At 59.5% G+C, this 26,087-nt stretch carries 26 protein-coding genes; 11 read left to right on the top strand and 15 right to left on the bottom strand.

Features of this window, described 5'->3' with window-relative positions; all coding sequences use genetic code 11:
• Nucleotides 1–83 precede the first annotated feature (83 nt).
• Nucleotides 84–779 carry a Bax inhibitor-1/YccA family protein gene (locus tag QZW03_RS01015; protein ID WP_296507516.1) on the bottom strand — a complete coding sequence of 232 codons (696 nt, stop codon included), beginning with the start codon at nt 777–779 and terminating at the stop codon, nt 84–86.
• Between the two features lie 209 nt (nt 780–988).
• On the opposite strand from QZW03_RS01015, the gene QZW03_RS01010 reads away from it, so the two are divergent.
• Nucleotides 989–1,396 carry a heme-binding protein gene (locus QZW03_RS01010; protein ID WP_296507515.1) on the top strand — a complete coding sequence of 136 codons (408 nt, stop codon included), beginning with the start codon at nt 989–991 and terminating at the stop codon, nt 1,394–1,396.
• Between the two features lie 78 nt (nt 1,397–1,474).
• Here QZW03_RS01010 and hemP read toward each other — a convergent pair whose 3' ends face one another.
• The 7 genes from hemP to QZW03_RS00975 form a co-directional block, all read right to left on the bottom strand.
• The gene (gene hemP, locus QZW03_RS01005; protein ID WP_296507514.1) at nt 1,475–1,693 is read right to left on the bottom strand and encodes a hemin uptake protein HemP; all 219 of its coding nucleotides are present in this window, start codon (nt 1,691–1,693) and stop codon (nt 1,475–1,477) included.
• Between the two features lie 23 nt (nt 1,694–1,716).
• Nucleotides 1,717–2,139, bottom strand: a complete 423-nt coding sequence (locus QZW03_RS01000) for a biopolymer transporter ExbD (protein WP_296507512.1) — start codon at nt 2,137–2,139, stop codon at nt 1,717–1,719.
• A 20-nt stretch (nt 2,140–2,159) separates the two neighbouring features.
• Entirely contained in the window at nt 2,160–2,879 is a 720-nt protein-coding gene (locus QZW03_RS00995; RefSeq protein ID WP_296507510.1) for a MotA/TolQ/ExbB proton channel family protein, read from the bottom strand.
• 39 nt (nt 2,880–2,918) lie between these two features.
• Nucleotides 2,919–3,644 (bottom strand): energy transducer TonB, encoded by a 726-nt coding sequence (locus tag QZW03_RS00990; protein ID WP_296507509.1) that lies wholly within the window; start codon nt 3,642–3,644, stop codon nt 2,919–2,921.
• A 35-nt stretch (nt 3,645–3,679) separates the two neighbouring features.
• Entirely contained in the window at nt 3,680–4,363 is a 684-nt protein-coding gene (locus QZW03_RS00985) for a Fe2+-dependent dioxygenase (protein WP_296507507.1), read from the bottom strand.
• Nucleotides 4,364–4,393: 30 nt separating this feature from the next.
• Nucleotides 4,394–6,616 carry a TonB-dependent siderophore receptor gene (locus QZW03_RS00980; RefSeq protein WP_296507505.1) on the bottom strand — a complete coding sequence of 741 codons (2,223 nt, stop codon included), beginning with the start codon at nt 6,614–6,616 and terminating at the stop codon, nt 4,394–4,396.
• Between the two features lie 127 nt (nt 6,617–6,743).
• Nucleotides 6,744–6,959 (bottom strand): (2Fe-2S)-binding protein, encoded by a 216-nt coding sequence (locus tag QZW03_RS00975; RefSeq protein WP_296507504.1) that lies wholly within the window; start codon nt 6,957–6,959, stop codon nt 6,744–6,746.
• A gap of 113 nt (nt 6,960–7,072) precedes the next feature.
• On the opposite strand from QZW03_RS00975, the gene QZW03_RS00970 reads away from it, so the two are divergent.
• Entirely contained in the window at nt 7,073–7,813 is a 741-nt protein-coding gene (locus QZW03_RS00970) for a tetratricopeptide repeat protein (RefSeq protein ID WP_296507502.1), read from the top strand.
• Nucleotides 7,814–7,840: 27 nt separating this feature from the next.
• On the opposite strand, the gene QZW03_RS00965 is transcribed toward QZW03_RS00970, so the two are convergent.
• From QZW03_RS00965 to bfr, 5 genes are all read right to left on the bottom strand, one after another.
• Nucleotides 7,841–8,983, bottom strand: coding sequence for a DUF1513 domain-containing protein (locus tag QZW03_RS00965; protein WP_296507500.1), 1,143 nt, complete (start codon nt 8,981–8,983; stop codon nt 7,841–7,843).
• On the bottom strand, nt 8,967–10,037 hold the full coding sequence (locus QZW03_RS00960) for an imelysin family protein (RefSeq protein WP_296507499.1): 1,071 nt from the start codon (nt 10,035–10,037) through the stop codon (nt 8,967–8,969). The genes QZW03_RS00965 and QZW03_RS00960 overlap by 17 nt, the downstream gene beginning before the upstream one ends.
• On the bottom strand, nt 10,034–11,482 hold the full coding sequence (locus QZW03_RS00955) for a di-heme oxidoredictase family protein (RefSeq protein WP_296507497.1): 1,449 nt from the start codon (nt 11,480–11,482) through the stop codon (nt 10,034–10,036). The genes QZW03_RS00960 and QZW03_RS00955 overlap by 4 nt, the downstream gene beginning before the upstream one ends.
• Complete coding sequence (locus QZW03_RS00950; protein ID WP_296507495.1) at nt 11,479–12,636, bottom strand: imelysin family protein; 1,158 nt, start codon at nt 12,634–12,636, stop codon at nt 11,479–11,481. Before QZW03_RS00950 ends, QZW03_RS00955 begins: the two co-directional genes overlap by 4 nt.
• Nucleotides 12,637–12,753: 117 nt before the next feature.
• The gene (gene bfr / locus QZW03_RS00945) at nt 12,754–13,230 is read right to left on the bottom strand and encodes a bacterioferritin (RefSeq protein ID WP_296507493.1); all 477 of its coding nucleotides are present in this window, start codon (nt 13,228–13,230) and stop codon (nt 12,754–12,756) included.
• Between the two features lie 209 nt (nt 13,231–13,439).
• Here bfr and QZW03_RS00940 point away from each other — a divergent pair, with 209 nt between their 5' ends.
• Together QZW03_RS00940 and QZW03_RS00935 are read left to right on the top strand one after the other, a co-directional pair.
• Nucleotides 13,440–13,715: a hypothetical protein gene (locus tag QZW03_RS00940; RefSeq protein WP_296507492.1), complete on the top strand. Its 276-nt coding sequence runs from the start codon at nt 13,440–13,442 to the stop codon at nt 13,713–13,715.
• Nucleotides 13,716–13,911: 196 nt separating this feature from the next.
• Nucleotides 13,912–15,192, top strand: coding sequence for a DUF2325 domain-containing protein (locus tag QZW03_RS00935; protein WP_296507490.1), 1,281 nt, complete (start codon nt 13,912–13,914; stop codon nt 15,190–15,192).
• Nucleotides 15,193–15,249: 57 nt separating this feature from the next.
• On the opposite strand, the gene QZW03_RS00930 is transcribed toward QZW03_RS00935, so the two are convergent.
• Complete coding sequence (locus tag QZW03_RS00930) at nt 15,250–16,071, bottom strand: pyruvate, water dikinase regulatory protein (RefSeq protein ID WP_296507488.1); 822 nt, start codon at nt 16,069–16,071, stop codon at nt 15,250–15,252.
• A 218-nt stretch (nt 16,072–16,289) separates the two neighbouring features.
• Between QZW03_RS00930 and ppsA the strand changes: the two genes are divergently transcribed.
• The 7 genes from ppsA (at nt 16,290) to dnaB (ending at nt 24,150) form a co-directional block, all read left to right on the top strand.
• Entirely contained in the window at nt 16,290–18,680 is a 2,391-nt protein-coding gene (gene ppsA / locus QZW03_RS00925; protein WP_296507486.1) for a phosphoenolpyruvate synthase, read from the top strand.
• Entirely contained in the window at nt 18,680–20,986 is a 2,307-nt protein-coding gene (locus QZW03_RS00920; protein WP_296507483.1) for a VC_2705 family sodium/solute symporter, read from the top strand. Before ppsA ends, QZW03_RS00920 begins: the two co-directional genes overlap by 1 nt.
• Before the next feature lie 115 nt (nt 20,987–21,101).
• The gene (gene rpsF, locus QZW03_RS00915) at nt 21,102–21,467 is read left to right on the top strand and encodes a 30S ribosomal protein S6 (RefSeq protein ID WP_296507481.1); all 366 of its coding nucleotides are present in this window, start codon (nt 21,102–21,104) and stop codon (nt 21,465–21,467) included.
• A 33-nt stretch (nt 21,468–21,500) separates the two neighbouring features.
• Nucleotides 21,501–21,794: a primosomal replication protein N gene (gene priB, locus QZW03_RS00910; protein WP_296507479.1), complete on the top strand. Its 294-nt coding sequence runs from the start codon at nt 21,501–21,503 to the stop codon at nt 21,792–21,794.
• A 16-nt stretch (nt 21,795–21,810) separates the two neighbouring features.
• Nucleotides 21,811–22,092, top strand: coding sequence for a 30S ribosomal protein S18 (gene rpsR / locus QZW03_RS00905; RefSeq protein ID WP_029708819.1), 282 nt, complete (start codon nt 21,811–21,813; stop codon nt 22,090–22,092).
• A 12-nt stretch (nt 22,093–22,104) separates the two neighbouring features.
• Entirely contained in the window at nt 22,105–22,557 is a 453-nt protein-coding gene (gene rplI / locus QZW03_RS00900) for a 50S ribosomal protein L9 (protein WP_296507477.1), read from the top strand.
• A 189-nt stretch (nt 22,558–22,746) separates the two neighbouring features.
• Entirely contained in the window at nt 22,747–24,150 is a 1,404-nt protein-coding gene (dnaB, locus tag QZW03_RS00895; protein WP_296507474.1) for a replicative DNA helicase, read from the top strand.
• 83 nt (nt 24,151–24,233) lie between these two features.
• Here dnaB and QZW03_RS00890 read toward each other — a convergent pair whose 3' ends face one another.
• Complete coding sequence (locus tag QZW03_RS00890) at nt 24,234–25,931, bottom strand: PhoH family protein (protein ID WP_296507472.1); 1,698 nt, start codon at nt 25,929–25,931, stop codon at nt 24,234–24,236.
• Between the last annotated feature and the right edge of the window lie 156 nt (nt 25,932–26,087).

Below are 26,087 nucleotides of genomic sequence, written 5' to 3'. Positions count from 1 at the left end.
CAGAGTTTTAAGTTGACAATAAAAAAGGCCCCGGAGGGCCTTTTTTTGATAGGCAGTTCGCTGCCGTCTTCCTGGAGTAGCGCTTAGTCGCGCTCGCCGCCGAAGATACCGAGCAGTGCCAGCAAGTTTTGGAACACGTTGATGATGTTCAGGTACAGGCTCAGGGTCGCGGTGATGTAGTTGGTTTCGCCACCGTCTACGATGCGCTTCACGTCATACAGCATCCAGAAGCTGAAAATACCGATGGCGGCTACCGACAGCGCCATCATGCCCGCTGTGGAGCCCACAAAGGCGTTCACCAGCCCACCCACCAGCAGCACGATCGTGCCTACAAAAAGCCACTTGCCCATGCCGCTCAGGTCGCGCTTGATGACGGTTGCCAAGCTGGCCATCGCAAAGAACACGCCGGCGGTACCTGCAAAGGCCGTCATGATGAGCTGAGGTCCGTTGCTAAAACCCAGCGTGCGCTGGATCAGGGGCGACATCATCAGACCCATGAAAAAGGTGAAACCCAGCAGGACTGGAACACCTGCCGCAGAGTTCTTGGTTTTTTCAATCGCAAAAATGAAACCGAAGGCCACTGCCATAAACAGCACGAAGCCCAAAATGCCGCTGAAAACAGGCGCCAGATTGAACGCCACGCCGACCCAGGCGCCCAAAACGGTAGGGAGCATGCTCAGCGAGAGCAGCCAATAGGTGTTGCGCAGCACTTTATTGCGTTGCGCGCTTGATGCGCCATAGCCCAGGCTCTGGCCAAAGGTAGTAGTGCGATCGGTCATGATGTAGCTCCGTTGTGTGTCTTCCCGGGCCACACCAATGTGCAGCCTTAAAGAACAGTGAAAACATTCTAGGGCTTCGGCCTCCCATCCCCACGGCTTGTGTGCCTATTGCAGTGAAATTGGGTGGGGCAGATCTCCGGCAGACAGCAGTAAACAGCGCCCTAGTTTGGTTATGCTCAGAGTTTTTACTCAGCCCACGAGCACATTCCATGAAAACCAAAGCCGTTCTTGAATTTTCCGACGTTGCTGCCATTGCCGCTGCTGCACAGGCCGAGGCTGCTAAAAACAGCTGGGCGGTGAGCATTGCCATCGTGGACGATGGTGGTCACCTCTTGTCTTTCCAGCGCCTGGACGGTGCTGCCCCCATCTCTTCGCACATTGCCCCCGGCAAGGCGCGCACAGCCGCATTGGGCCGTCGCGAAAGCAAGGTCTATGAAGACATGATCAATGGCGGACGGGTGTCTTTCCTGAGTGCGCCCAACCTCGACGCATTGCTGGAAGGTGGCGTGCCGATCATGAAGGACGGCCAGTGCTTGGGCGCGGTGGGGGTGAGCGGCGTCAAATCCAATGAGGATGCGCAGATTGCCAAGGCTGGCATTGCAGCCATCGGCCTGTAAAGCACCGCACTGCTATCAAAAAAATAGCTCTTGGCGCACGTTCTACGTGGGCTAGGAGCTATTTTTGTATCTAAACGGCTATTTGGTCAGAATCAGCTTGCCGGCCTTGGTGGTTTGCAGGCGGTAGCGCTGGCCCTTGTATTCAATGTCCACGCTCTGGCGCTCGCCTAACAGCGTGCTGGCTTTCAACACCCGGGCGTTCACCGCCACAGCCGGCGTGGCCGCTTGGCCATTGCCCAGCCCGATCGAGCCGGGCATGGGCGCCAAGGTTCCGGGCACTATGTTCGGAGCTTGCATAGGTCAGGTCACGGTGCGCGCGCTTAACGCGCAGGCTCGGAAATGAAGCCGATTTTGCGCAATCCCGCTTGCTGGGCAGACGCCATGGCCTGTGCCACAAACTCGTAGCGCACCGCCTTGTCGCCACGGATATGCAGCTCCGGCTGGGGCTCCTTGGCGGCTTCTGCCTGCAGTTGGCTGCTGAGTGCTTCGGCGGCCACGGGGTTTTGGTTTAAGAAGTAACCGCCCTGTGCATCCACGCTGAGCTGCAAGGTTTCGGGTTTGACTTGCTGCGGTTGGCTGGTGGCGGTGGGGAGCTCTACGTTGACCGCATGCTTCATGACCGGCACGGTGATGATGAAGATGATGAGTAGCACCAGCATCACGTCGACCAGGGGCGTCATGTTGATCTCGTTCATCACTTCGGTGTCGCCATCACCGGCGGCGTCTTGCATTCCGAATGACATGGTTCAGTTCCTTGTGCGGCTCAGGCTTTTTTCATGGCAACGACTTTGCTGTCACCGCTTTGCACGTGGGTCACACGGGCGCCGGTTACAAAGTAGGCGTGCAAGTCGTGGGCAAAACGGTTGAGCTTGGTCAGGATGGACTTGTTACCCCGCACCAGTGCGTTGTAGCCCAGCACGGCGGGAATGGCCACGGCCAATCCCAGCGCGGTCATGATCAGGGCTTCGCCGATAGGGCCTGCCACCTTGTCGATGGTGGCCTGGCCGGAGGCACCAATGCCCATCAGCGCGTGGTAGATGCCCCAAACAGTGCCGAAGAGCCCCACAAACGGCGCGGTGGAGCCCACAGAGGCCAACACCGCCAAACCGCTTTGAAAGCGCGCAGTGCTGTCGTCAATGCTGTTGCGCAGGGAGCGGCTGATCCAGTCGCTGATGTCCAGTGCATCGTGCAGCTGGGTCTGGGTATTGCGGTGGTGGGTGGTGGCTTCTTGGCCGGAGCGAGCCAGTTGCACAAACGGGCTGTCAGCTTGCTGGCCGAGGGAGGCGATGCCGGATTCAAAGTCGGCGCTGTGCCAGAAGGTCTCTGTGCGACCGGCCAGGGACTTGAACTTCACGATATCCATGGCCTTGATCAGGATCACGATCCAGGAGGCCAATGACATGCCCAGCAGGAGCACTGCGACCGATTTGGTGACCCAGTCGCCTTGGTTCCAGAGGGTGATGAGGCCGAGTTGCGATTCCATAAATGACTCCGAGGAAAAAAGAAAGAGATAAGAGAAAAATTAACGGGTGAGTTGCCAGTTGAAGGGCACGTCAAACCACATGCCTTGCGCTACACCGGCGCGCTTGCCCGGCACATAGCGCCACTTCAAGGCGGTCTCTACCGATGCCTGGTCCAGCCTGTCAAAGCCGCTGCTTTGCTTGATGCTGGCCTGACCCGCTTGCCCGTCCACATCAATAAACACCCTGACCACCACCCGCCCTTGTTCCCCGAGGCGCTTGCTCAGGGCCGGAAAGGCGGGCTTGGCGTTGTTCAAATAATCGGCATCACTGGAGGGCAATTCGATCCGCGGCGTGGCGGGCGGGGCTGGGGGCGCCGCCGGTGCATTGCTGCTGCCGCTCGCCGTACTTGGGGTGGCCGACACGGCCGCAGGCGCTGCCGCGGTGGGGGCCGGCGTATTGGCGGCCGGTGCGATGGCCAATGGCGTCGGGGCCGGTTGCGGTGTGGCAACGGGCGCCGGTGTCACCGGTGCGGCTTGCTTGGGGGCGCTGGTCTTCGCCGGAGCTTTGGGTTGGGGGGTAGGGCGCGGCGCAGGCGGGGGGGAGGCGGGAGCCATGATTTCCACCAGAATCTCTGCCGGCACCACTATTTCAGCGACGCGTCGCAAAAGGCCGGTTTGCATGGCCCAGAGTACGGCGACATGCAAAGCGATGACGCTGATGACGACCGTCGTATTGCGCCCCATGGAGGGGAGGAATCCGGCGTTGTTCGAAGCAAGTGAGGACATCGTTGAGGGAGTTGTCAAAGGGGTGTCCGTAGGGTTCAGGTATCTGCCCACATGCGGAGCATGTTGTGATAAACGCCGGTGAGGGCCGTGGTCTCTTCTGAGTCTCCATGGCGTCGGCGCATGGCGAGCAGGTTCATATCGAGCTCATAGAGCATGCGGCGTTGCTCATCGCTGCGCACTAGGCTTTCGACCCAGAAAAAGCAGGCAATGCGGTGGCCGCGAGTCACTGGCTTGACCTGGTGCAGGCTGGTGCCGGGGTAGAGCACCGCGTGCCCGGCCGGTAACTTGACGGTTTTTTCGCCATAGGTATCGGCAATGGTCAGCTCGCCACCGTCGTAATCGTCAGGGTTGTTCAAAAACACCGTGCACGACACATCGGTGCGCAGCCGCTGCCCGCTGCCGGGCATGTAGCGCACAGATCCGTCAATGTGGTTGCCGTAAAAGTTGCTGTCGCCGCCATACCGGTTCACACGGGGTGGGAACACTTTTTTAGGTAAGGCTGCAGAGAAGAAGGTGGGGCTGCGATCCAAGCCCCGCAGCACTATTTCGCGGATGCTGCGGGAGATGTCGCCATCGTGGTCCAGTTGCTCGTTGTTCTTGACCTGTTTGGCCAACTCGCCAGTGCCTTTGCGCCCATCCACCCACGGTGCCTCTTTCAACAAGTTTTGGGCGTGGGCCACCTCGTCAGAGGTGAGTAGATCGGGCAGGTGCAAAAGCATGGCGGTCGGCGACAGGTTGTGAAACAGGGGTTAGAACTTGTAGTTCAAAGTGGCTTGGATGTTGCGACCGGAGCCCGGCACATAGAAGTTGGTGTACAGAGAGTCTGCGTACAACTTGTCCAAGGCATTAGTCACGTTGACTTTCAGGGTCACTTTTTCATCGAACTTGTATTCGCCCATCAGATCCAGCGTGGCGTAGCCGGGAGCCATGAAGCCGGGGTTCGTCGCGGGCGCTTGCTCGCTACGGAAGTTGATGCCGGCGCCCAGTCGGGTCTTGGGTGTGAACTGGTAGGTGGTCCACACGGTACCGCTGTGAATCGGGGTCAAGCCCGGGCGCGCACCTTGCTTAGCGGCGTCTGTGGTGGCATTGGATTTGTCGATCATGGCATCAGGCATCCACATGTAGGAACCGTAGATTTCCCACTGAGGTGTGATGCGTCCGGATGCGTCGATTTCCAATCCCGTGGTGTGACGCTGACCTGAAAGCAGCGCTTGCGTGGCGGCGGAGTCCGGGTCTGTGTTGCGCTCGTTGAATTTGGTCGACTGGAAGATGGCGAAACGGGTGGTGTACATCCGGTCCGCGCTGTCTAGCTTGGCCCCGAATTCGACGTTGCGGCTCTGCTCCGGCGGCGTGTTCTGGCTGGTGGAGCTGTAGGAGTAGGTATCGGCGGAGGTGTTGAACGAAGTCCCCCACGAGAAGTGGAAGGAGCTCAACTCGTTAGGTTGGTAAAGTGCGCCGACGCGCTGGCTCCAATCCCCGATCGTCTGTTCATAGGCACCTGTTTGACGGCCGGCGGTGTTGTAGGTGGCATAGTTGCCCCGCATGCGGTCAAAGCGCAAGCCGCCCAGCAGTTTCCAATCGGGAGCTACTTGCACCATGTCCTGGGCGTACACACCGATGTTGTCCGCAGCGAAAGCGTTGGACAGCGTGATAACGCGGGACGATTCATTCACACTGCCGCTTCCGCTCGTGCTGGTCGCCACGGTGCTGGCCTTGGTAATGGCGGTGCCGGCAAATACCCGCTTGCCTTCAAGCGCCAGGTCTACGCCCGCCAGTACCTCATGGCGGAGGCCGAACGCTTCAAACTTCGTGTTGTAGTCACTTTGAACATAGGTGCTGTTCATGTCCTGAATTTTCAGAACCGTACCGCGTGTGATGAGTGTGGCATCCGAGAAATTGTTGATGCCGGTTGCTACGCCATTGGTGGTGCCGTAGTTGATCGTGCTGGCACGTTGGTCACGCGAGAACACGCCGTGACGAATGGTGGTTTTTAACTCCGAGTCGTCATCGAAACGATGGGTGTGACTTGCATTGAGGTATTCGGCCTTACCCTTGTTGTAGTCACTGTCCAGGCCGTAGTAGGTCGAGGGCTTAATAGCCTCGTTGATCGTGCTGGTGCTGGTTGCGGACGCCGAGGTCGGCTTGATCCAGCGCATGCCGTAGTTCACGCCGTTGTCGTTTTGCAGGCTGAAGAGTCCGACTTGGAATTCGTCTTTTTCGCCGATGCCGGTCCGGTAGGACGCCGCGACGCCGCGTTTGTCGATTTTGGTTCCCGCGCCATTGTTGTCGGCCTTCGTTGTCATAGCGTTGAGGCGCAGTGCGGAACTCTCACCGGTCACGATGTTGAAGTCGCCGGTAACCCGGGCGTAGTTGTAGCTACCCAAGGTCGTGGTGATTTCATTCTGGTCCACTAAATAGGGTGACTTGTTGACCTGATTCACCGCTCCACCGGTGGAGCCGCGGCCGAACAACATAGAAGCGGATCCGCGCAAGAGCTCAATGCGGTCGTTGTTGAACGTATCCCGCTCATAAAACGCCGGGTCCCGCATGCCGTCAATGAAGATGTCACCCGAGGTAGCAAGCGAAAAACCGCGCAAGCGGATGTCTTCTTCGCCGCCTTCAGCTGCTTGAAACGTTACGCCTGCGGTGTTGTGCAGCACGTCCTTGAGGGTGTCCAGATTGCGGTCATCAACCAGCTTCTCGGTGACCACGGTGATGGACTGCGGAATGTCGCGCAGTTCCTGCTTGCCTTTGCCGATGCTGGTCGAAGTCGCGCGAACCGAGTCCTTGCCCTGAGCCTCTTCGGCCTTTTCGGTGATCGTGACGGGTTTGAGGGACTTGACGGGTTCGGCCGTGGCCTCTTGCGCTACGGCAGAGAAAGAACCGGCCAGCAGCATGGCGCCCAGCGGGAGCAGAGTAACAGGCGTGGCCGCTAGTGGGGTGGTGGCCGGGAAGGGGCGAGTGGTAGGCATAGCGCTCTCAACGTTCAGTGAAATGAATTTGCTGGCTATTTCTCGCGCCGCTTGTTCGGCATGGGACGTGGCTTGCTAACGATATAAGCAAACAAGAAGCATTCCTGTTTGCGTAGAAAAAAACGACTTACAGGTGGCGTGTCATCGTGATGGTTTTCCAGGCACCGTGCACCATGGTGGCGTTGGCGTGGCACTGCTCCACCACATCACGGGCGCAATCCTCGCAGCGGCCGCATTGAGTGGCGACACCGAGATCGATCTGAATGTCTTCAAAGCTCTTGCCTTCACTGGCGTGAAGGTGAATTTCTTTGTCGGATACGCGGTGGCAGACACAAACAATCATGGGAAGTCCGGTGCTGAGGAAAAAATTGATTGTAAATGAGAAGTTGTCGCATTTGCATTTATAGTCGCTAAAAATATTTACGTTTGTTTACCATGTCTGCTCCTGATCTTCACTTGTCACCCACTCAAGCCGTTCTTGACTCCCTGTTGCCGCAGGACTGGCAGGCACTCGTCCATGCGGAGCCGGTAACTGCAGCGCGTTGGATGGAGGCCGCAGCGCAACTCGGCAGTGGCGATGCACAAGCCATTTGCGGCCAGTGGCGGCTCGACGGGCACGGGTTGCCGCGGGACGCACAGGCCGCGCGGTCCTATTTCCTGAAAGCAGCCCAGCAAGCGCACCCGATGGGTATGAACATGGCCGGTCGTTGTTTTGAAAACGGTTGGGGTGGTGAGGCCGACTTTTTCGCCGCTGCCAACTGGTACCGGCAGGCCGCCCACTCGGGGCTGGACGCTGCGATGTACAACTACGCCAACCTGCTTGCCACCGGCCAAGGTGTCGCCCGCGACGACGAGGCCGCCCTGGAGTGGTACCGCCATGCTGCGGCGCGGGGGCACGCCAAGTCCAAAACGAAGATCGGCTACTTCTATGAAGACGGTAGGGTGGTGGCGCGTGACCTGGATGCGGCGTTTGTCTGGTTTGAAGGCGGCGCGCTGGGCGGGGACTTTCGCGGGCAATTCAACTACGCCACGCTCCTGGCGCAGCGGGGTGACTTGCAAGCGGCCTTGCACTGGCTTCACAAAGTGCCTGCGACCGCGACACCGGCCTACCAGCGCAAAGCTGGAGAGAAGTTGATGCAGTCCAACTACCCCGAGATACGGGCCTTCGGCGAAAAAATGATAGAAAATGCCGCCTAGCCCTTGTAGATATTGCGCAGATAGCTATCAAAAAGATAGTAAAACAGCGTGATTGTCCCAGCCCTGGCCTAGACGGTGCCGCACGGTCGAGCCGGTGGTGCCGGTTGGCAATGCGCCCAAAAGCGCCTCTTGGCTGCCCCCGGCGAGAAAACCCGACGCCATGGGCATCAGGGCACCGGCCGTCTGCAGGGGCCATGCACCGCGCCATTCCCCCGACGAAGACCAGCCGGCCACCTGACCGGCATAAGTGCTGCTGATCCAAAAGGTGTCCCCGGCCCAGCAAATGTCTCCGGCGTAGCCTTGCCAAGCAGCGGGTGGCGCTGTCCACGGAACGGCTTTGAGCCCTTCCGGGCCGAGAATTGCCAAGGCGGGCGCTGCCTGGCGCAGTTCGGGGTCGGCGTGTTCTGCTTGCAGGGCGACCGCCAGCGTGCCATCGGGGGCCATGGCCAGGTGGCGCAGACTCAAAAACCGGTCGTCCAGCGCAAACTGCTCTCGAATCTGCCCGCTTTGGGTGCCGATGCGGCTCAGGTTGGGCTCCATGCGCGGAATGTTGCGCTTGCGTCGCCCGGTCTCCGGTAGGGTCAGAATTCCGCCGTTGGCCACCATGAGCTCACCGTTGTTTGCCCACAGCAGCGCGTGCGGGCCAATGCCGCCGCTGGCGAACTCGCGCACCACCTCCAGCGTGTGGGTATCGCGCTGGGCAATGAGGCCCTGGCCTGTATCGCCATCGCTTTCGGTCGTGAAGATGAAACGCCCGTCCGGAGATTGCACCGCATGGCCGCCCAAGTAGCGGTCGGACTCCATGGTGTGCAGTTGCAGCAGGCGCCCGCTGCGGGTGTCGACCCGAGCCAAGTATTCGCCGGGCCGCCGTGCGACCACCAGCGCCTGCTGGCGCCGGCCAGCGCCGGTGCCGAGAAGCGGCAACAGTTGATGGGCGCGGTCAGGCAGGGCGGTCGCCCAACGAGTGCCTTGTGGGGTCCAGACGCCGGCATAGGCCCGGCCACCGGTCTGCCAAGCGGTGAGCACTTGCAGTGTGTCGGATCGCACCTGCTGTGCGGCCTCTGCCCTAGTGGACGAGCACGCCGACCACGCAGCCACGCCCAGGGCACCGAGCGCCCGTCGCCTTGTGGGGGCTGCACGGGGCGCTTCGGGGTCAGTCGCCATCGGCATCGGTAAAGCCCTGGCTGAAGTCGAAGAGCTGGCTCCCCATGTCACTTGCCAGAGTGTGCAAAGCCAGCAGCGCTTGCTGCGCGCGCTGCACACTGGCGGGCCTGCTCGGGTTGGCCGCCAGCACCGCCTGCTGGCTGATGGCGAGTTGCCGCTCCAGCCGGTCGGCCGGTGCCAAGTGGCCGCGTGAGCGCAACAAGTCGGTAAAGCTGTGGGGCGCTTCGTTCGCCGCTCCGCAGCGGCGGGCCGCGCTGCCCGCCAGAAAAAAGGCAATGCTCTCCCACTGCTCCGCCCACGCCGGTGCGGTTTGGCCGCTCACCCCCCGGACCCAGATTGCGCTGTCTTTGCCCCGGGTGTTGGCCCGCATTTTTTTCAGGCGCAGCTGGTCGAGGCTTCCCATGCACTGGGTGAACCACTCGCCGTAGTCGGTCCAGGATTGCGCCTCGTCCACCGCCTCCGGTGCACGGGCTCGCGCTTGGTAGTCTTGCAAAAGCACAGCGGCCTCTGCGTGGAGCTCAGCGCAGAGGGCAGAGGCCAGGGCGCGGGTGCCGGGCTCGTTGGCTTGGTGCCAGAGCAGCCACTCCAGCGCCGGCAGGCCCTTGGCACCCACACCGGCTGCGCGCACCCGGTTGGCCAAGAGCGCGGGCTCTTGGGTGTTGGCGGATTGCAGCAGCTCTTGTATTTGCACGGTGCGGGTGGGCCAGAAGTCGAGGGTCCGCACCGAGCGGCGCTCCAGCACGGCACCCACCGGCACGGCGGCGAGCCGCTCCCAGTCCAGCATGCAGCGCACCCACGCCAAACGCATCGCGCTCGTGGGGCTGGAGGCGGCGCGCACCGAGCGCTCCAACTCCGCGGCGGACTGTGCGAAGGCTTGCGCACGCGGCAGCCAATGGGTTTGCATGCCGCCCAAGGTCAACGCACTAGCGCGGTAGTAGGGCGTGGCGACCACAGGCCCTGAGCGGCAGCCGGTTGCTATGATTTCAGGAGCTGCTTGCGCATATTCTGTGAGGGCTAGAGCACTAAAAGGCACTAAAACAAGAAAAGCACGCCGGTTCATAAAGATTCCACAAACGCGACCAGCGCCTGGCGGTCGCGGGCATTGAGTTGAAGCACCTGTTGGCGGGCTTGTCCAGCCTCTCCGCCGTGCCACAAAATGGCTTCGAGCACACCGTTGGCGCGGCCATCGTGCAGCAGGCGGCGGTGGCCGTTGACGTCGTGGATGAGGCCCACGCCCCAGAGTGGCGGAGTCTTCCATTGCTGGCCATGGGCGGCGTAGTCCGGCCGACCATCGGCCAGCCCGGACCCCATGTCGTGCAACAAGAGGTCGGTGTAAGGCCAGATTTTGAGGCCCGACACCTTGGCGCTGGATAAGCGCGGGAAGGGCGGGGCACCGGTGGTGTAGCTCGGGCGGTGGCAGCTGGCGCACTGGGCTTGCACAAACAAGGCCTCCCCCCGCACAACAGCGGGCCGGTCGACATTGCGCCGCGCCGCGGGTGCCAGAGTGGCCTGGTAAAACACCACATCGCCCAGCGTGCGGTCGTCAATTTCAGGGGCCTTGCCCTGGGCGCCTCTGGGGGCCGCCAGGCAGTCTTTTTGCGAAGGCGTGCAGGCCTCTTCAGGGTGCTGGGTCGAGGTGATGCCGATGTCACCTAAAAAAGCTCCGGCGGTTTGGCTGGCCAGACTGGCCTGGTTGGCCTTCCAGCCGAAACGGCCCAGGCGGTGTGCGCCCGCAAAGTCGTCCCACACCCGGTTGGGCGTGCCTTTGATGGGGCCAGTCATCGCGGCCTGTGCACTGGCATTGGCGAGGATGTCGGCCTCTGCAATGGCTTCGAGCAAACCCACACCCGCCATCTGCGGCGCAATGCGCGGGCTGAGCATGGCGCCCGGTGCCAAGGGGCCGTAGGCCAAGCGTGTGAGGGAGTAGACGGGTTTGCGCAGGGTGTAGGGCGTGCCGTCGGCAAAGCGCCCGCGTATCAGCTCGTGGCGTATGTGGACTTGCCCTTCGGGCTCGACGCCTTGAATGGCTGCGTTGTTGAGCTGGTCGCCATACACAGGGTCGGGTACCACACCGCCGTGGGGCCCGGTGCCGGGAACGGACAGGCGCATCAGCAGTGCAACGGGCTGATCGCTCAGGCCTTGGCGGAAGTCGGGTGGGGCACCACGGCCATCTTGCACATGGCAGCCGCCGCAGGAGCGGGCGATGAAATGCGGGCCAAGGCCATCGCGTGCGGTGGTGGATGCAGGCGCCTCGACCCAATTGCGGCGAAAAAACGAGTTTCCCACGGCAAACCGTGCGCGCTCCTCGTCATCCAGCGTGGGCAGCGGCATAGAAAACGCGTTGCGCCCGGTAACAAAAGCAGTGGCTTGGTCAGCCGTGAGCTCACCTTGGGCGCGCCCGGCTTTGTCACCCTTGCTGTGGCCCCAGAGAGGCCACAGCAGGGCGGCAACAGCGCCCCCGGCTGCAATGAGCAGCCCCAGTTTTTGACGGGGGCGCAGTTTCATTTGGCTTGTGCCAATTTCGTAATACCCAAGGCGGCTGCGGCTTCGGTAATGTCTTTGCTTTGTTGCACCAGGCTGTCGATAGTTTTTTGTACCCGCACACGGCCGGGTGCATCTTTAGCGCCCACGATTTCGCGGTCAAACGGGGCCTGAATGGCGGTGGCGTTGGCAACGCTTTGTGCAATCTGCTGACTCACTTTGTCGGCCAGGCCGGCGTTCTTGGCGGCCACCAGGTCTTTCAGCGAAGCGCCTTGCAACAGGCTGCCGTCCAGGCGCTGGTAGCGACCCAGCCAGACGTTTTGGATACCCTGGGCATTGGCCACGACATCGCGGTGGGTGTTGTCAGAGAAGCAGGAGTGCTCGTCTTCTTTGTCTTGCGTGTTCATGGCCACCTCGAGGCGCTCGCCGGCCAGTTCACCGCGGGACAGCGAGCCCAGGCCCACAATCATCTTGCGCACGGACTGGATTCCGCCTTGTTCAAACTTGGCGCGGTAGTTTTTAGCGCCGGGAGTCCAGGCTTTGACGAGGAAGCTCAGGTCGTCGATCAGCAGCTCGGTCACCACAGTCAGGTAGGTGCGCCGACGGTCCGCGTTGGCGGCCTTGCCATCCACAAAGTCTTCAAACGAGCGATTGCCGGGGCCGGTGTCACTCTGGTCCTGGCCCCACAGCAGAAATTCAATAGCGTGCCAACCGGCGGCAATGTTTTCCTCGCCACCGCGCTCATTGAGCTTGGCGAGGGTGGCTTTGTTGATTTTGACTTTGAGGTTGTTGACGATGCCGGCTTTGGGCTTGCCCGCAACGCTGTCGATGTAAGACTCATCCAGGGGCCACGCATTCAGGCGGCCTTCAGGGCCGTTGTCATCGTCGATGGGGCCGCTGTAGAAGCGGAAGGCTTCCGTTTGGCCATAAAACTCACGCGCGGCGAGCCAGGCCTTTTTGGCGTCTTCAAGCCCTTGGGCAGAAGGGCTGGCGGTCAGTGCACCAATGGTTTTTTGCAAAGTCAGGGCACTGGTCAGCGTGTCCTGGTAGTTGGCGGACACCAAGGCTGCGTAGTTCCGGACCACGGTGGGCGCATCCACAGTCTGCGCATGCAGAGGCAGGCCGCTCAACAGTGTCGCCACGAGAAAGGTGCCTTGAAGGAAGCTACGTTTTTGCATGAAGTCTTTCTACCAAAAGTGGAGTAAATGCGTATCTTAATGCAAATCGTTCTCAATATTGGCGAAAAAAAACGCTGAGCGAGTCAGCGTTCTGGCGTGGTGTTGGGGTGCTCTTGCTTAGGAGACTTCGCCCATCTGCGACTGCAGGTAGTTGGGCAGGCCGACTTTGGCGATCAGGTCGATCTGGGTTTCCAGGAAGTCGATGTGTTCTTCGGTGTCGTCGAGAATCTTTTGCAGCAAATCCCTGGACACGTAGTCGCGGACAGATTCGCAGTGCGCGATGCCAGCTTTGATGGTTGCCTGTGCGCCGGTCTCCGCTTTCAGGTCGCATTCCAAGGCCTCAGGTACCGATTCGCCGACCATGATTTTGGCCATATCCTGCAGGTTGGGCAGGCCGTCCAGCATGAAGATGCGGTCCATCAACATGTCGGCGTGTTTCATTTCGCCAATGGACTCGCTGTATTCCTTCTTAGCGAGTTTTTCAAAGCCCCAATGCTTGTACATCCGGTAGTGCAGGAAGTACTGGTTGATTGCGGTGAGCTCGTTTTTGAGTTGGGCCTGCAAATGGCCAATGACTTGCGCGTCGCCTTTCATACGGGGCTCCTTTTTTGAAAAAAGCCATTATCCCTTTGAGCTTGTCCGGGCTACATGGTGGCGATCAAAAAATAGAAGAACCCTGCGTAAATATTTTATTAAATGAGAATGATTCGCATATACTAAAGATTCAACAGTGCTCGCTGTGAGCCTGTCGCCCCAAGGAGAGGACGATGCCCGTGCATTGGAAACCACAAAATGAGGAATACATGATTCCGAGCGCCGAAGCGCTATTGGCCAGCACCATGGCCTTGATGACGGGTCATGTGCAGTCGTTTTGCGCTGAGCACCGTGAGGCAATGGCGACCAAGATCGTGAGTAATTTGTCCCGGCTGTCCTCGGACCCTTTGCTGTCGCCGGGCTTTCAGGCGCTGTTGTGGTCTTTGCGGCAGCGGTGGTTAGCCCAAGGGCATGTTTCGACCGCGGTACGGCCGGTGCGCGGGGAAGGTGGCTTTTGGCACCCCACGCCGGAGGCTGTGCAGTGAGCGCGGAACACACCGCTCATCGCACTGGCGGGCGCTATCGCTCGATGTGTCCCTGCTGTGACCCTGAAGCCGAGGTAGTGCGGGGCCGTCCCGTGAAACAGGCCAGGCTCCGGCCGGTCATGGCCTGGCGGGTCCGGCTCGCCAATGGCCTCGAAGACCTCGTAAGCCTGCGTACTGAAACCGAAGAAGAGTAATCATGCCAATCACCCTACCGGAGCCGAAGCCCCGCAATATTCCATCGAGCTACCTGGAGCCATGTCCTGACACCCATGTGCCCCCGACCGCTTCTACCGGCTCACGCAGAAAACGCATCTGGGAATTGGGCACCCATTGCCATTGCCCCTTGGTGGGGGTGAGTTTGCCCATGGAGGTGTTGCGCCGCTTGGTGAACAAATCGCTAGGCGCCAACGCGGTGGCTAACGACTACGAAGTGCACGCAGGCGCCGTGTCGGAGGCGGCGCGTCGCTGCAAACTCTCGGAGTTGATGCAAAGTGAGTTGGAGGCGCGCTATGTGCGCGAGATTTATGCCTTCAAAGCCGCCAAGAGCAGTCTGGCGGTTGCCGAGATGTGGGTGAGCTATCTGAAGGCGGGTGACATAGCGGGTGCTTTTTGGGCAGCATTGACGCATCCGCGGTGTGATGCTGCTTTGCAAGACGCCATGTGCAAGGACTTGCACATGTTCCAGCACCAGGCTGGCGCCGGGGTGCGTTTGGAGATTGCCCGTTTCAACGCACTGGCAGAAGAAAACGCGGTGCTCGGGCGGGAGCTCGGGAAGGTGCAGGAGCGCATCAGCCGGGTGATGGCGCAGAAGACCGCAGATATTGATCGGCTCCAGGCGGAGCTGCTGCAGGTGCGCGCTGAGTCCATTGCGAAAGACAGTCGCTTGGCATTTATGGCGCAGGATATTGCGGCTTTGCAAGCATCGGTGCCGGACCTCGAAGACCGCCAACGCTTGCAAAAGCGCATTGATCACATGCTGCAGCGCCAGCACGAGCAAGAGCAGGTGTTGGCGGCTTACCGGCGTCAATTGCAAGCGGCCGAACGCAACGTGCTGGATAAAGCGCGTCAAGACCGGGCAACTAGCAACCTGCCGGCAGCACCTGCTGCTGCCGAGGTAAAGCTGCATGAGGCCCGGTTTGATCGCAAGGTGGTGCTCTGCGTCGGTGGGCGCACGGGCAATGTCTCAAACTACCGCGATGTGGTGGAGCGGGTGGGCGGGCGCTTTGCGCACCACGACGGTGGTCTTGAGGACAACGCGGCGGTGCTGGATGCGAACCTCGCGGCAGCGGATCTGGTGATCTGCCAGACCGGTTGCATCAGCCACAACGCTTACTGGCGGGTCAAAGACTTCTGCAAGCGGACCGGCAAGCAGTGTGTTTATGTCGAGAGCGCCAGCACATCGTCTTTGGAGCGAGGGCTGGCACAGCTTGTAGTCACAGCCGCAGCCCCTGAGGTAGACCTCCAAAAAAATGACTAAATAGCCCCTAAGCCCAGAACTGCTGTGCGGGGGTAGCTATGAAAAAGATAGCTATCTTCAGTACACCAGCCGCTCGGGGTGGATCTCCTGCAGGATGGTGGTGGCGATTTCTTCGATGGACTTGGTGGTGGTGGACAGCCAGCGAATGCCGGTGCGGCGCATCATCGCCTCGGCTTCGCTCACCTCCATGCGGCAGTTCTCAATGGACGCGTATTTGGAGTTAGGCCGCCGTTCGTTGCGGATCTCGCTGAGGCGTTCGGGTTGGATGGTCAGGCCGAAGATCTTGCCCCGGTGGGGCACCAGCGCAGGCGGCAATTGGCGGCGCTCAAAGTCTTCGGGGATCAGCGGGTAGTTGGAGGCTTTCAGGCCATATTGCATGGCCAGGTAGAGCGAGGTCGGGGTTTTGCCACTGCGGCTCACGCCGACCAGAATCACATCACTCTGCTCCAGGTCGCGGTTGCTCTGGCCATCGTCGTGGGCCAGCGAGAAATTGATCGCCTCAATGCGGTTGTGGTACTCCTTGCTCTTGCTGGCATCACTGAAGCGACCAATCCGATGGTTGGACTTTAAACCCAACTCCTGCTCCAATGGGTGCACAAACATGCCGAACATATCGAGCAACATGCCCTGGCAGCCCTCCTGGATGACTCTCAGCACATCCATGTTCACCAAGGTCGTAAACACAATCGGCTTGTTGCCGTCGACCACGCCGGTGTGATTGATCTGCCTGACTGCCTGATGCGCTTTGTCCACGGTGTCCACAAATGGCAGTCGCACATGTCGTGCTTTGGCCTCGAACTGGGCCAGGATCGCGTTGCCGAACGTCTCGGCAGTAATGCCGGTGCCATCAGAAATAAAAAATACGGTGCGTTGGGGCATGGTGGAAGTGGAGTCGAGGGTGTCAGTCAGTTGCAAGGGCCTGGCGGGTTTTCGTAATCCGGTTACACGATGCGCCCACCTACAATCACCGCAATTTAGCGCATTTAGGTACCGGTTACGTTTCCCACAACATCAACAACAGGAAAGTGACAGGCTGCGCGACCCGCCCGATGCAGGCCCGGCGGGTCAAACAAAGGTTTTAACTTCTGGAGCATCCTATGTCTGACCTTTTCAATGCGACCGACCTGGTCGTGCCTTTCGAGCGCTTGCGCATGACGGACGTTGAGTCCGTCGGCGGCAAAAACGCCAGCTTGGGGGAGATGATTTCCCAGCTTCCGCAAGGCGTCCGGGTCCCTACGGGCTTTGCCACGACAGCCCACGCATTCCGCCAGTTCCTGGCCCATGACGGCTTAGCCGACAAAATCAGCGCCAAACTCAAGACCCTGGACACCGAAGACGTGCGTGCGCTGGCTTTAGTCGGTGCAGAAATCCGCGCCATGGTTGAAGCGCAGCCATTCCCCGCCGACTTGGAGCAAGCGATTCGTGACGGTTTCGCCACCCTGTCGGCCGGTAACGATCAGGCGAGTTTTGCAGTGCGCTCGTCTGCCACGGCAGAAGATCTGCCCGATGCGTCGTTCGCGGGCCAGCAGGAAACCTTTTTGAATGTGGTCGGCATCGAAGACGTGCTGCACAAAATGAAAGAAGTGTTTGCCAGCCTCTACAACGACCGTGCCATCAGCTACCGCGTGCACAAGGGTTTCGCCCACGACGTTGTTGCCTTGAGCGCTGGCGTGCAGCGCATGGTGCGCTCCGACCTGGGCGCTGCCGGTGTGATGTTCACGATCGACACTGAGTCAGGCTTTGACCAAGTAGTCTTCATTACCTCCAGCTACGGCTTGGGCGAAACCGTGGTGCAGGGCGCAGTGAACCCTGACGAGTTTTATGTGCACAAGCCCATGCTCAAGGCCGGTAACCGCGCCGTGATCCGCCGCAATTTGGGTTCTAAGTTGCTGCAAATGGTGTTCACCAGCCCGGAAGAAAAGGCGGCTGGCGGCAAATTGGTCAAAACGACCGATGTGCCCACCGAGCTGCGCAATCGCTACTCCCTGACTGACGCCGATGTGGAGCAGCTCGCTAAGTACGCCTTGGTGATCGAGGAGCACTATGGCCGCCCGATGGACATCGAGTGGGGCAAAGACGGCATTGACGGCCAGCTCTACATCCTGCAAGCCCGCCCTGAGACTGTCAAAAGCCAGGCCGGCACCGCTGCGGAATACCGCTACAAGCTCAAAGGCAAGGGCGCTGTGGTCGCCGAAGGCCGCGCTATCGGCCAGAAAATCGGCACCGGGCCTGTGCGCATCGTGCACAACATCAGCGAAATGGACCGCGTCCAGGCCGGCGATGTGTTGGTGACCGATATGACCGACCCCAACTGGGAGCCGGTGATGAAACGCGCCAGCGCTATCGTGACCAATCGGGGCGGTCGTACCTGCCATGCGGCCATCATTGCCCGCGAGCTGGGCATTCCTGCGGTGGTGGGTTGCGGCAACGCCACCGACTTGCTCAAAGAAGGCATGTTGGTCACGGTGAGCTGCGCGGAGGGAGACACAGGCTTTATTTACGACGGTCTGCTGGAGACAGAAGTCTCTGAAGTGCAGCGCGGTGTGATGCCGGAGATTCCGGTCAAAATCATGATGAACGTCGGCAACCCCCAGCTGGCATTCGACTTCTGCCAGCTGCCTAACGAGGGCGTGGGCCTGGCGCGCTTGGAGTTCATCATCAACAACAACATCGGTGTCCACCCCAAAGCGATTCTGGACTACCCGAATGTGGATGCTGATTTGAAAAAGGCGGTGGAGTCGGTGGCGCGCGGTCATGCTTCGCCGCGGGCTTTCTACGTCGATCGTGTGGCTGAAGGTGTGGCAACCATTGCGGCAGCCTTTTGGCCCAAACCGGTGATCGTGCGTTTGAGTGATTTCAAGAGCAATGAGTACCGCAAACTGATCGGTGGCAGCCGCTACGAGCCGGAAGAAGAAAACCCGATGCTCGGTTTCCGCGGAGCTGCCCGCTACATCAGCACCGAGTTCGGCGAAGCGTTTGCCATGGAGTGCGAAGCGATCAAGCGTGTTCGCAACGAAATGGGCTTGACCAATGTGCAGGTTATGGTTCCTTTTGTCCGGACCTTGGGACAGGCCAAACGGGTGACCGAGCTCTTGGGTCGCCATGGTTTGCGCCGCGGCGAGGCTGAGCTCAAGCTCATCATGATGTGCGAGATTCCGAGCAATGCCATTTTGGCGGACCAGTTCCTGGAGTATTTCGACGGATTCTCCATCGGCTCCAACGATCTGACCCAGCTCTCGCTGGGGCTGGATCGCGACTCCGGACTGGAGCTGTTGGCGGCCGACTTTGATGAGCGTGACCCCGCGGTTAAAGCCCTGATCTCCATGGCGATTGACGCTTGCAAGCGACAAGGTAAGTACGTCGGAATCTGCGGCCAAGGGCCTAGCGATCACCCCGACTTTGCCAAATGGCTGGAACAGCAGGGCATCTCGTCCATCTCGCTGAATCCGGACTCCGTGATTGCCACCTGGCAGCAACTCGCGGTTTGATGCCCCAAGAGACAAACCGGCGCAAGTGGCACCTGCATGCAGTGCTGCTTACGCTGTGGTTTGTCTTTTCTTTCGGGGTCAGTTTCTTTGCCCGTGACCTGAGCGCTACGGTTTTCTCCTGGCCGTTGGCCTACTGGCTGACGGCGCAGGGCGGGCTGTTGGTCTTTATCGGCATCGTGGTGGTGTTTGCCTTCGTGGCAAACCGTCGTTCCCCCGAAGCCTTTCTGTTTGATCCCACCGAATACGCGCAGTACACCCGCTCCTTGCGGCGCCGGTTTTTCGGCTTCATTGCGGGCTTGTTGTTGTTCGTATTGGCCTTGGGACTTGCCGAGCAGTACGGCTTGCCCAAACCTTGGGTGGCGGGCATCTTCCTTTCAGTGACCCTCGTGCTCTATGCGGTGATTGGGGTTTTTGCCCGTACCGCAGACGCCAACGAGTACTACGTCGCGGGGCGTCGTATCCCCGGGGTCTACAACGGCATGGCGACCGCGGCGGATTGGATGAGCGCCGCGTCATTCATCAGTCTGGCAGGGGGCTTGTACACCCAGGGCTTCAGCGGGTCGGGCAACCAGCCCGGCGGCTTGGCCTATGTGCTGGGCTGGACCGGAGGATTCTGCCTGGTCGCACTGCTGGTGGCACCCTATTTGCGCAGCATGAATCTGTATACCGTGCCGGATTTTTTCAGGGTCCGCTTCGGTGGCCAGTGGCCCCGGCGGATTGCGGCCTGGTCTGCCGTGTTGTGCTCGTTCACCTATGTCGTGGCCCAGCTTTACGGCGTGGGCTTGATTACCTCCCGAATCACCGGCGTGCATTTCGAGATCGGCATTTTGCTGGCCTTGGGCGGGGTGCTCGTGTGTTCGTTTTTGGGGGGTATGCGCGCCGTGACGTGGACGCAGGTGACGCAGTATGCGGTGATCATCCTGGCATTTTTGATTCCTGTGTCCTGGTTGTCCTACCAGCAGACCGGCAACCCCTTGGCCCCGATAGCCTATGGGCAGCAACTCGGGAAAATTACCCAGATGGAGCAAGCCTTTGCTGTGTCCCCGCAAGAGCAGGAGGTCATTGCGATCTACGCCCGGCGTGCCGAGGAGTTCAAACTCAAATTGGTGGATGTGGAGTCTTCCCTGTCTGCAGAGCGCGACGAGTTGCGACGCCAATTGCGTGTGCTCGGAGACAGCAAGGCGCCCGATGCGCTGGTACAAGCCACACGAAAAACTTTGGCTGCCCTGCCCAAAGACGCCCGGGCCGCCCGCGAGTTGTGGACGCGGGGCTGGCTTGAGAACGCCGAAAGGGCGAAGGCCTTGGGTGGCATGGCCCCGCAAACCCGGCCCTTTGCCGGGGATCCGGAAGGCTCTGTCGCTGAGCAGAAGGAATTTGCCGATTCGCGAGCCAATTTTTTGGCACTGATGTTTTGTTTGATGGTGGGAACAGCCGGTCTGCCTCACCTCTTGACCCGTTACTACACCACTCCCGGCGTTGCGCAGGCCAGGCGCTCCGTGGCGTGGTCCGTGATCTTCATTGCACTTTTGTACCTGTCCGCACCGGCATTGGCCGTGCTGGTGAAGTACGAGGTGATGGCCAATCTCGTAGGGCAGCCGTTTGATGCCTTGCCGGCGTGGATGCTGCAGTGGTCACGCGATCCCAACTTGCTATCGTTCAGTGATGTCAATGCCGATGGGGTGTTGCAGTTCGCCGAGCTGCGGGTAGGTGCAGACCTGGTGATGCTGGCGTCGCCGGATATCGGTGGCCTGCCGTATGTCGTGTCCGTGTTGGTGGCTGCAGGTGGTCTGGCGGCTGCGCTGTCGACGGCGGATGGCTTGTTGCTGACCATTGGCAATGCGTTGGCACACGATGTGTACTTTGAAGGCAACAGCAACAAGGCCGAGGCCATGCGGCGTGTCATGTTGTCTAAATTCGCGTTGCTGGTTGTTGCGCTGATGGCGGCCTATGCGGCAGCCCAGCGTCCAGCTGGAATTTTGTATTTGGTGTCGGCGTCTTTTTCTTTGGCGGGTGCGGCTTTTGTGCCGGCCATGGTGCTGGGCATTTTCTGGAAGCGCATGACCCGCGTGGGGGCGGTTGCAGGCATGTTGGCCGGCTTGGGGACCACAGTGTGCTACATGGTCCTGAACTTCCCCGTTTTGCGGCAGTGGTTCGGATTTTCGGGTGAGTACCTGTGGTTCGGTATTCAGCCCGTGTCTGCCGGTGTTTTCGGGGTTCCGGTGGGTCTGGCCGCGGCTGTCGTATTCAGTTTTCTCACGTCCCCTGACGCTGCCGAAGAGCGCGATTTGTCTCCCCCATTGGGTTAGGCTATAATCATGGGCTTCGCCTTGCTGCACCTCGCCTAGACGCCGGGGGCAGCTTTCATAGCCGGCATGCAAATGCCGGAAAACCCAGATGCTGGGAAATCCTCAAGGAGTATCAATGCGTCATTACGAAATCATCCTCATGATCCATCCGGATCAGAGCGAGCAAGTTCCTGCAATGCTGGAGCGTTACAAGGGCATGATCACCGCTGGCGGTGGCAAGGTGCACCGTGTTGAAGACTGGGGCCGTCGTCAGATGGTTTACCTGATCAACAAGCTGGCCAAGGCTCACTACCTGTGCGTCAACATTGAAGCTGACCAAGCTGTGATGTCTGAACTGGAGCACGCGTTCAAGTTCAACGACGCCGTGTTGCGTCACCTGACAGTGTCTAAGAAGAAGGCCGAAACCGGTCCTTCTTCCATGATGAAGACTGTTGAGCGTGAAGACGCGCGCAAGGCCCAGCAGGCCGAGTACCAAGCCTAATTGATCGGGTCAACGAACCTTTCTTACTGAGGAGTGCAGACAAACTCACTGGTTCTAGGTGCTTGCATCGCAGAGGTTGAAACCATGCGTTACACACCGTCAGGCCTTCCCGCTCTCAATCTCCGGCTCGAACATGAGTCGCAAGTGTCTGAAGCAGGGTCGGTAAGAACCGTGAAGGTAGCAATGAAAGCGGTGGCTTTCGGCACATTGGCTGAGCGGCTTGCAAAGCAAGCAGTAGGCAGTGTGTGGCAGTTCACCGGGTTTATGGCTAATGCGCGCCAGGGAAAGTCAGTCGTTTTCCACATTCAAGAATTTTTGCAAAATTAATTTTTAGGAGTCCATCATGCCCGGACCAAAACGTTTCAATAAAGACAAGCGCCCTAAGCGCAACACGCAATCGTTGCTGTTCAAGCGCAAGCGTTTCTGCCGCTTCACAGTGACTGGCGTCGAAGAAATCGACTACAAAGACATCGACACATTGCGTGACTTCATTGCTGAAAACGGCAAGATCATTCCCGCACGCCTTACCGGCACCCGCGCTATTTTCCAGCGCCAACTGAACACCGCTATCAAGCGCGCTCGCTTCCTGGCGATGTTGCCTTACAGCGACCAGCACAAGATCTAAGGAGTCTCGACCATGCAAATTATTCTGCTCGACAAGGTCGTGAACCTCGGCAACCTGGGCGAAATCGTCAAGGTGAAAGATGGCTACGCTCGTAACTTTTTGATCCCTTCCGGCCGTGCACGCCGCGCTACCGAATCTGCCAAGGCAGAGTTCGAAGCCAAGCGCGCTGAACTGGAAAAAGCTGCAGCAGCTAAGTTGGCTGAATGCCAAGCTTTGGGTGAAAAGCTCGGTGGTACTACCATCAAGCTGACTCAAAAGGCTGGTGTGGATGGCCGTTTGTTCGGTTCCGTGACCAACTATGACATCGCTGAAGAACTGGTGAAAGCCGGTTACAAAGTGGCTAAAGCCCAAGTGCGTATGCCTAACGGCCCTATCAAGGTCGTGAGCGACAGCACTGTGAGCGTGGCTCTGCACACCGACGTAGTGGTTGATATCACTGTGTCCGTGTACGGCGAAACTGCTTAATCAGCACTGTTCGTACAGTCCGCTTGCGGGCTGAACACACCAAAGCCGCCAGGGTCCGCCCTCGCGGCTTTTGTATTTGGGGCTTGGGTTTATCCCTTTGTTTGCACAGTTTTTCCACAACTTGCCCCCAGCTTCTCACTCGACGCTGGGCGCTGCGCGCCTTAGGATAAAGGGCACATAGGAAACCACATGTCTGCTGTACCGTTTGCTACCGAAGGATTTGAAACCGACCGCCAGATCGCCCAGCTAAGGGTGCCGCCTCATTCGATAGAAGGGGAGTCCAGCGTCATTGGGGGTCTGCTTCTCGACAACGAGGCGTGGGACCGCGTGAGCGACATCTTGATGGACGCAGACTTCTACCGGCACGAGCACCGTCTGATTTACGCCTCCATTGGTGTCCTGATCAACGGCAACAAACCGGCTGACGTCATCACCGTTTTCGAACACCTGCAAAACCAAGGCAAAGCAGAGGAGGTGGGGGGACTCACATACCTGAATTCCTTAGCGCAGTATGTGCCGAGTGCAAGCAACATCCGCCGCTACGCAGAGATTGTTCGCGACCGCTCGATCCTGCGCAAACTGGTGAGCGCCAGTGACGAAATCGCCACTAACGCCTTCAATCCCAAGGGGCGGCCGGTGTCAGAGATCGTGGATGAGTCCGAGCAGAAGATTTTCAACATCGGGGAAGCTGGCAAGCGCAACAAACAAGGCTTCCAGTCCATGGACAGCCTGGTGGTCAACCTGCTGGACCGTGTCCAGGAAATGGCCGATAACCCGAACGACGTAACGGGTGTGCCCACAGGTTTCATCGATTTCGACCGTATGACCGCCGGCTTGCAAGCGGGCGATTTGATTGTGCTTGCGGCGCGTCCGTCCATGGGTAAAACAGCGTTGGCGATCAATATCGCCGAACACGTTGCCCTGAACGAAGGCTTGCCGGTCGCCATTTTCTCGATGGAAATGGGTGCAGCACAGTTGGCAGTGCGTATCGTCGGCTCCATCGGTCGTGTAGACCAAGGCCATTTGCGTACCGGCAAGCTCACTGATGAGGAATGGCCGCGTTTGTCGGAAGCCATTGAACGCTTGCGCACCATCTCGCTGCACATCGATGAAAGCGCAGGTTTGAATTCGAGTGAAGTGCGTGCGAATGCCCGCCGTCTAGCTCGCCAGTGCGGTCAGTTGGGTTTGATTGTGGTCGACTACTTGCAGCTCATGAGCGGAAGCGGCGGCGATGGTGAAAACCGCGCTACGGAGCTGGGCGAAATTTCTCGGGGATTGAAGATGCTGGCGCGTGAATTGAAGTGCCCGGTGATTGCTCTCTCTCAGCTCAACCGCTCGGTGGAGCAGCGACCTGACAAGCGCCCCATGATGAGTGACTTGCGCGAATCCGGCGCTATTGAACAGGATGCGGACATCATCATGTTTATCTACCGCGATGAGTACTACACCAAAGACCAGTGCAAAGAACCGGGTGTGGCCGAGGTCATCATTGCTAAGCAACGTAATGGCCCGACCGGTACGGTAAAGCTCGCTTTCATGAACCGCTTTACCAAATTTGAGAATCTCGCCCACAGTGGCGGTGATGACTATTAAGTAGTCAGTTCCGGGGCAAAAAAAGGGTTGGAAGCCATAATGGCTTCCAGCCCTTTTGCGTATTTCGCCTCTAGCTATTTAATTTATAGCACTTCGCTCGCAAAATCCGCCAGGCGCGAGCGCTCGCCACGGGCCAGAGTGATATGCCCGCCGTGCGGCCAGCCTTTGAACTTGTCTACGGCAAACGTGAGACCGGAGGAACCTTCGGTGAGGTAGGGCGTATCAATCTGCGCCAGGTTACCCATGCAGATAATTTTGGTGCCCGGCCCTGCACGGGTGATCAGGGTCTTCATCTGCTTGGGCGTCAAGTTCTGCGCTTCGTCGATGATGACATATTTGTTCAAAAACGTCCGACCGCGCATGAAGTTCATGCTCTTGATCTTGACCCGGCTGCGGATCAACTCATTGGTGGCAGCGCGCCCCCATTCACCGGCATTGGTGTCGGTTTTGCCGAGAACCTCAAGGTTGTCGTCGAGAGCACCCATCCAGGGGCCCATCTTCTCTTCCTCGGTGCCTGGCAGAAAGCCGATGTCTTCGCCCACGCTCACAGTGGCGCGCGTGACGATGATCTCGGTGTAGCGGCGGTCATCGAGGACCTGGGTCAGGCCGGCAGCCAGCGCCATCAAGGTCTTGCCAGTGCCGGCGGTACCTGTCAGGGTGACGAAATCCACTTCCGGGTCGGTGAGCAGGTTCATGGCGAAGTTCTGCTCGCGATTGCGGGTTGTCACGCCCCAGACCGCGTTCTTCAAGTGGTTGAAGTCTTTCAGAGTTTTCAGTACCGCGGTGGTGCCGCGGATTTCGGTCACACGGGCATACAGGCTCGGTTCGCCGGGGGATTCGAAGTACACAAACTGGTTGATTAGCATGTGGGGCACCGAGGGGCCGTCAACCTTGTAAAAGGTGTGCGGGCCTTGCTGCCAACTCTCGACGCTCTGGCCGTGGGTAGCCCAGAAGTCGGTAGGAAGGGCGAGTGAACCTGAGTACAGCAGGTCGCCGTCTTCCAGCGTCTTGTCGTTCTGGTAGTCGTCGGTGCCGAGGCCCAGCGCCCGGGCCTTGACGCGCATATTGATGTCTTTGGACACCAGCACCACTTCACGCGGGGCGTAATGCTGACGCAATGCCTCGACTACACCGAGAATCTGGTTGTCCGCTTTGCCTTGGGGCAGGCTGGTGGGCAAGGTGTAGTTGAGCGGCTCCGTCTGGAACATGAGCTTGCCGCGCGCATCCTTGTGGCCGGTGCTGTCCAACATGAACCCAGCGGTGATGTCTGCACCGGGGGCTCCGGCGAGTGCGTCCAGCGTGCGGCTGGTCTGGCGGGCGTTGCGGGCGACCTCGGTCATGCCCTTTTTGTGGCCGTCCAGCTCTTCAAGCACGATCATCGGCAGGTAGATATCGTGTTCTTCAAAGCGGAACAAGCACATGGGGTCGTGCAGCAACACATTGGTGTCCAGCACAAACAGCTTTTTAGGCCCGGTACTCTTGGGGCGCTTGCTTCGCTTGGTCTCAGGGCTTGCCACTGGTGCCGGAGTGGGCTTGGGTGCCGGTGCGAGGGCTGCAACGGCAGGCGCTACTACCGGGGAGTGGGTCAAGGCTGCGGATTGTGAAGATTTCTTGGGTTCGCGCTCCACCGGGCGCTTCGCGGCGACGGTGGTGGCGGGCGGGGCGGCGGTTACTTCTGTCGGGGCCTTGCGGGCTGCGCGAGGGGTTGCGCGCACAGGAGCCTCAAAGTCTTTGGCGGTCAATCGGTCAGCACGCTTGGACGGGGCAGTGGGCAGTGGCATGGAGTGGATTCGCAGAAGTTGAGAAGTGAAAAAACGATGCCGAAAAAGCGAAAAAGCCGCCTTGAGCCAAGGCGGCTTTTTGTGTGATCGCGGTTGCAAGCTTCAACGGCATGCGAACCATTATGCATGAGCCCCGTGACGCCTATTGGCAACGGG

Origin of the sequence: Rhodoferax sp. (genome assembly GCF_013297935.1) — a bacterium.
In the GTDB taxonomy this organism is placed as follows: Bacteria; Pseudomonadota; Gammaproteobacteria; order Burkholderiales; family Burkholderiaceae_C; genus Allorhodoferax.
The sequence above is the reverse complement of the archived record's forward strand: the minus strand, read 5'-3'. Positions and strand labels throughout refer to the sequence as shown.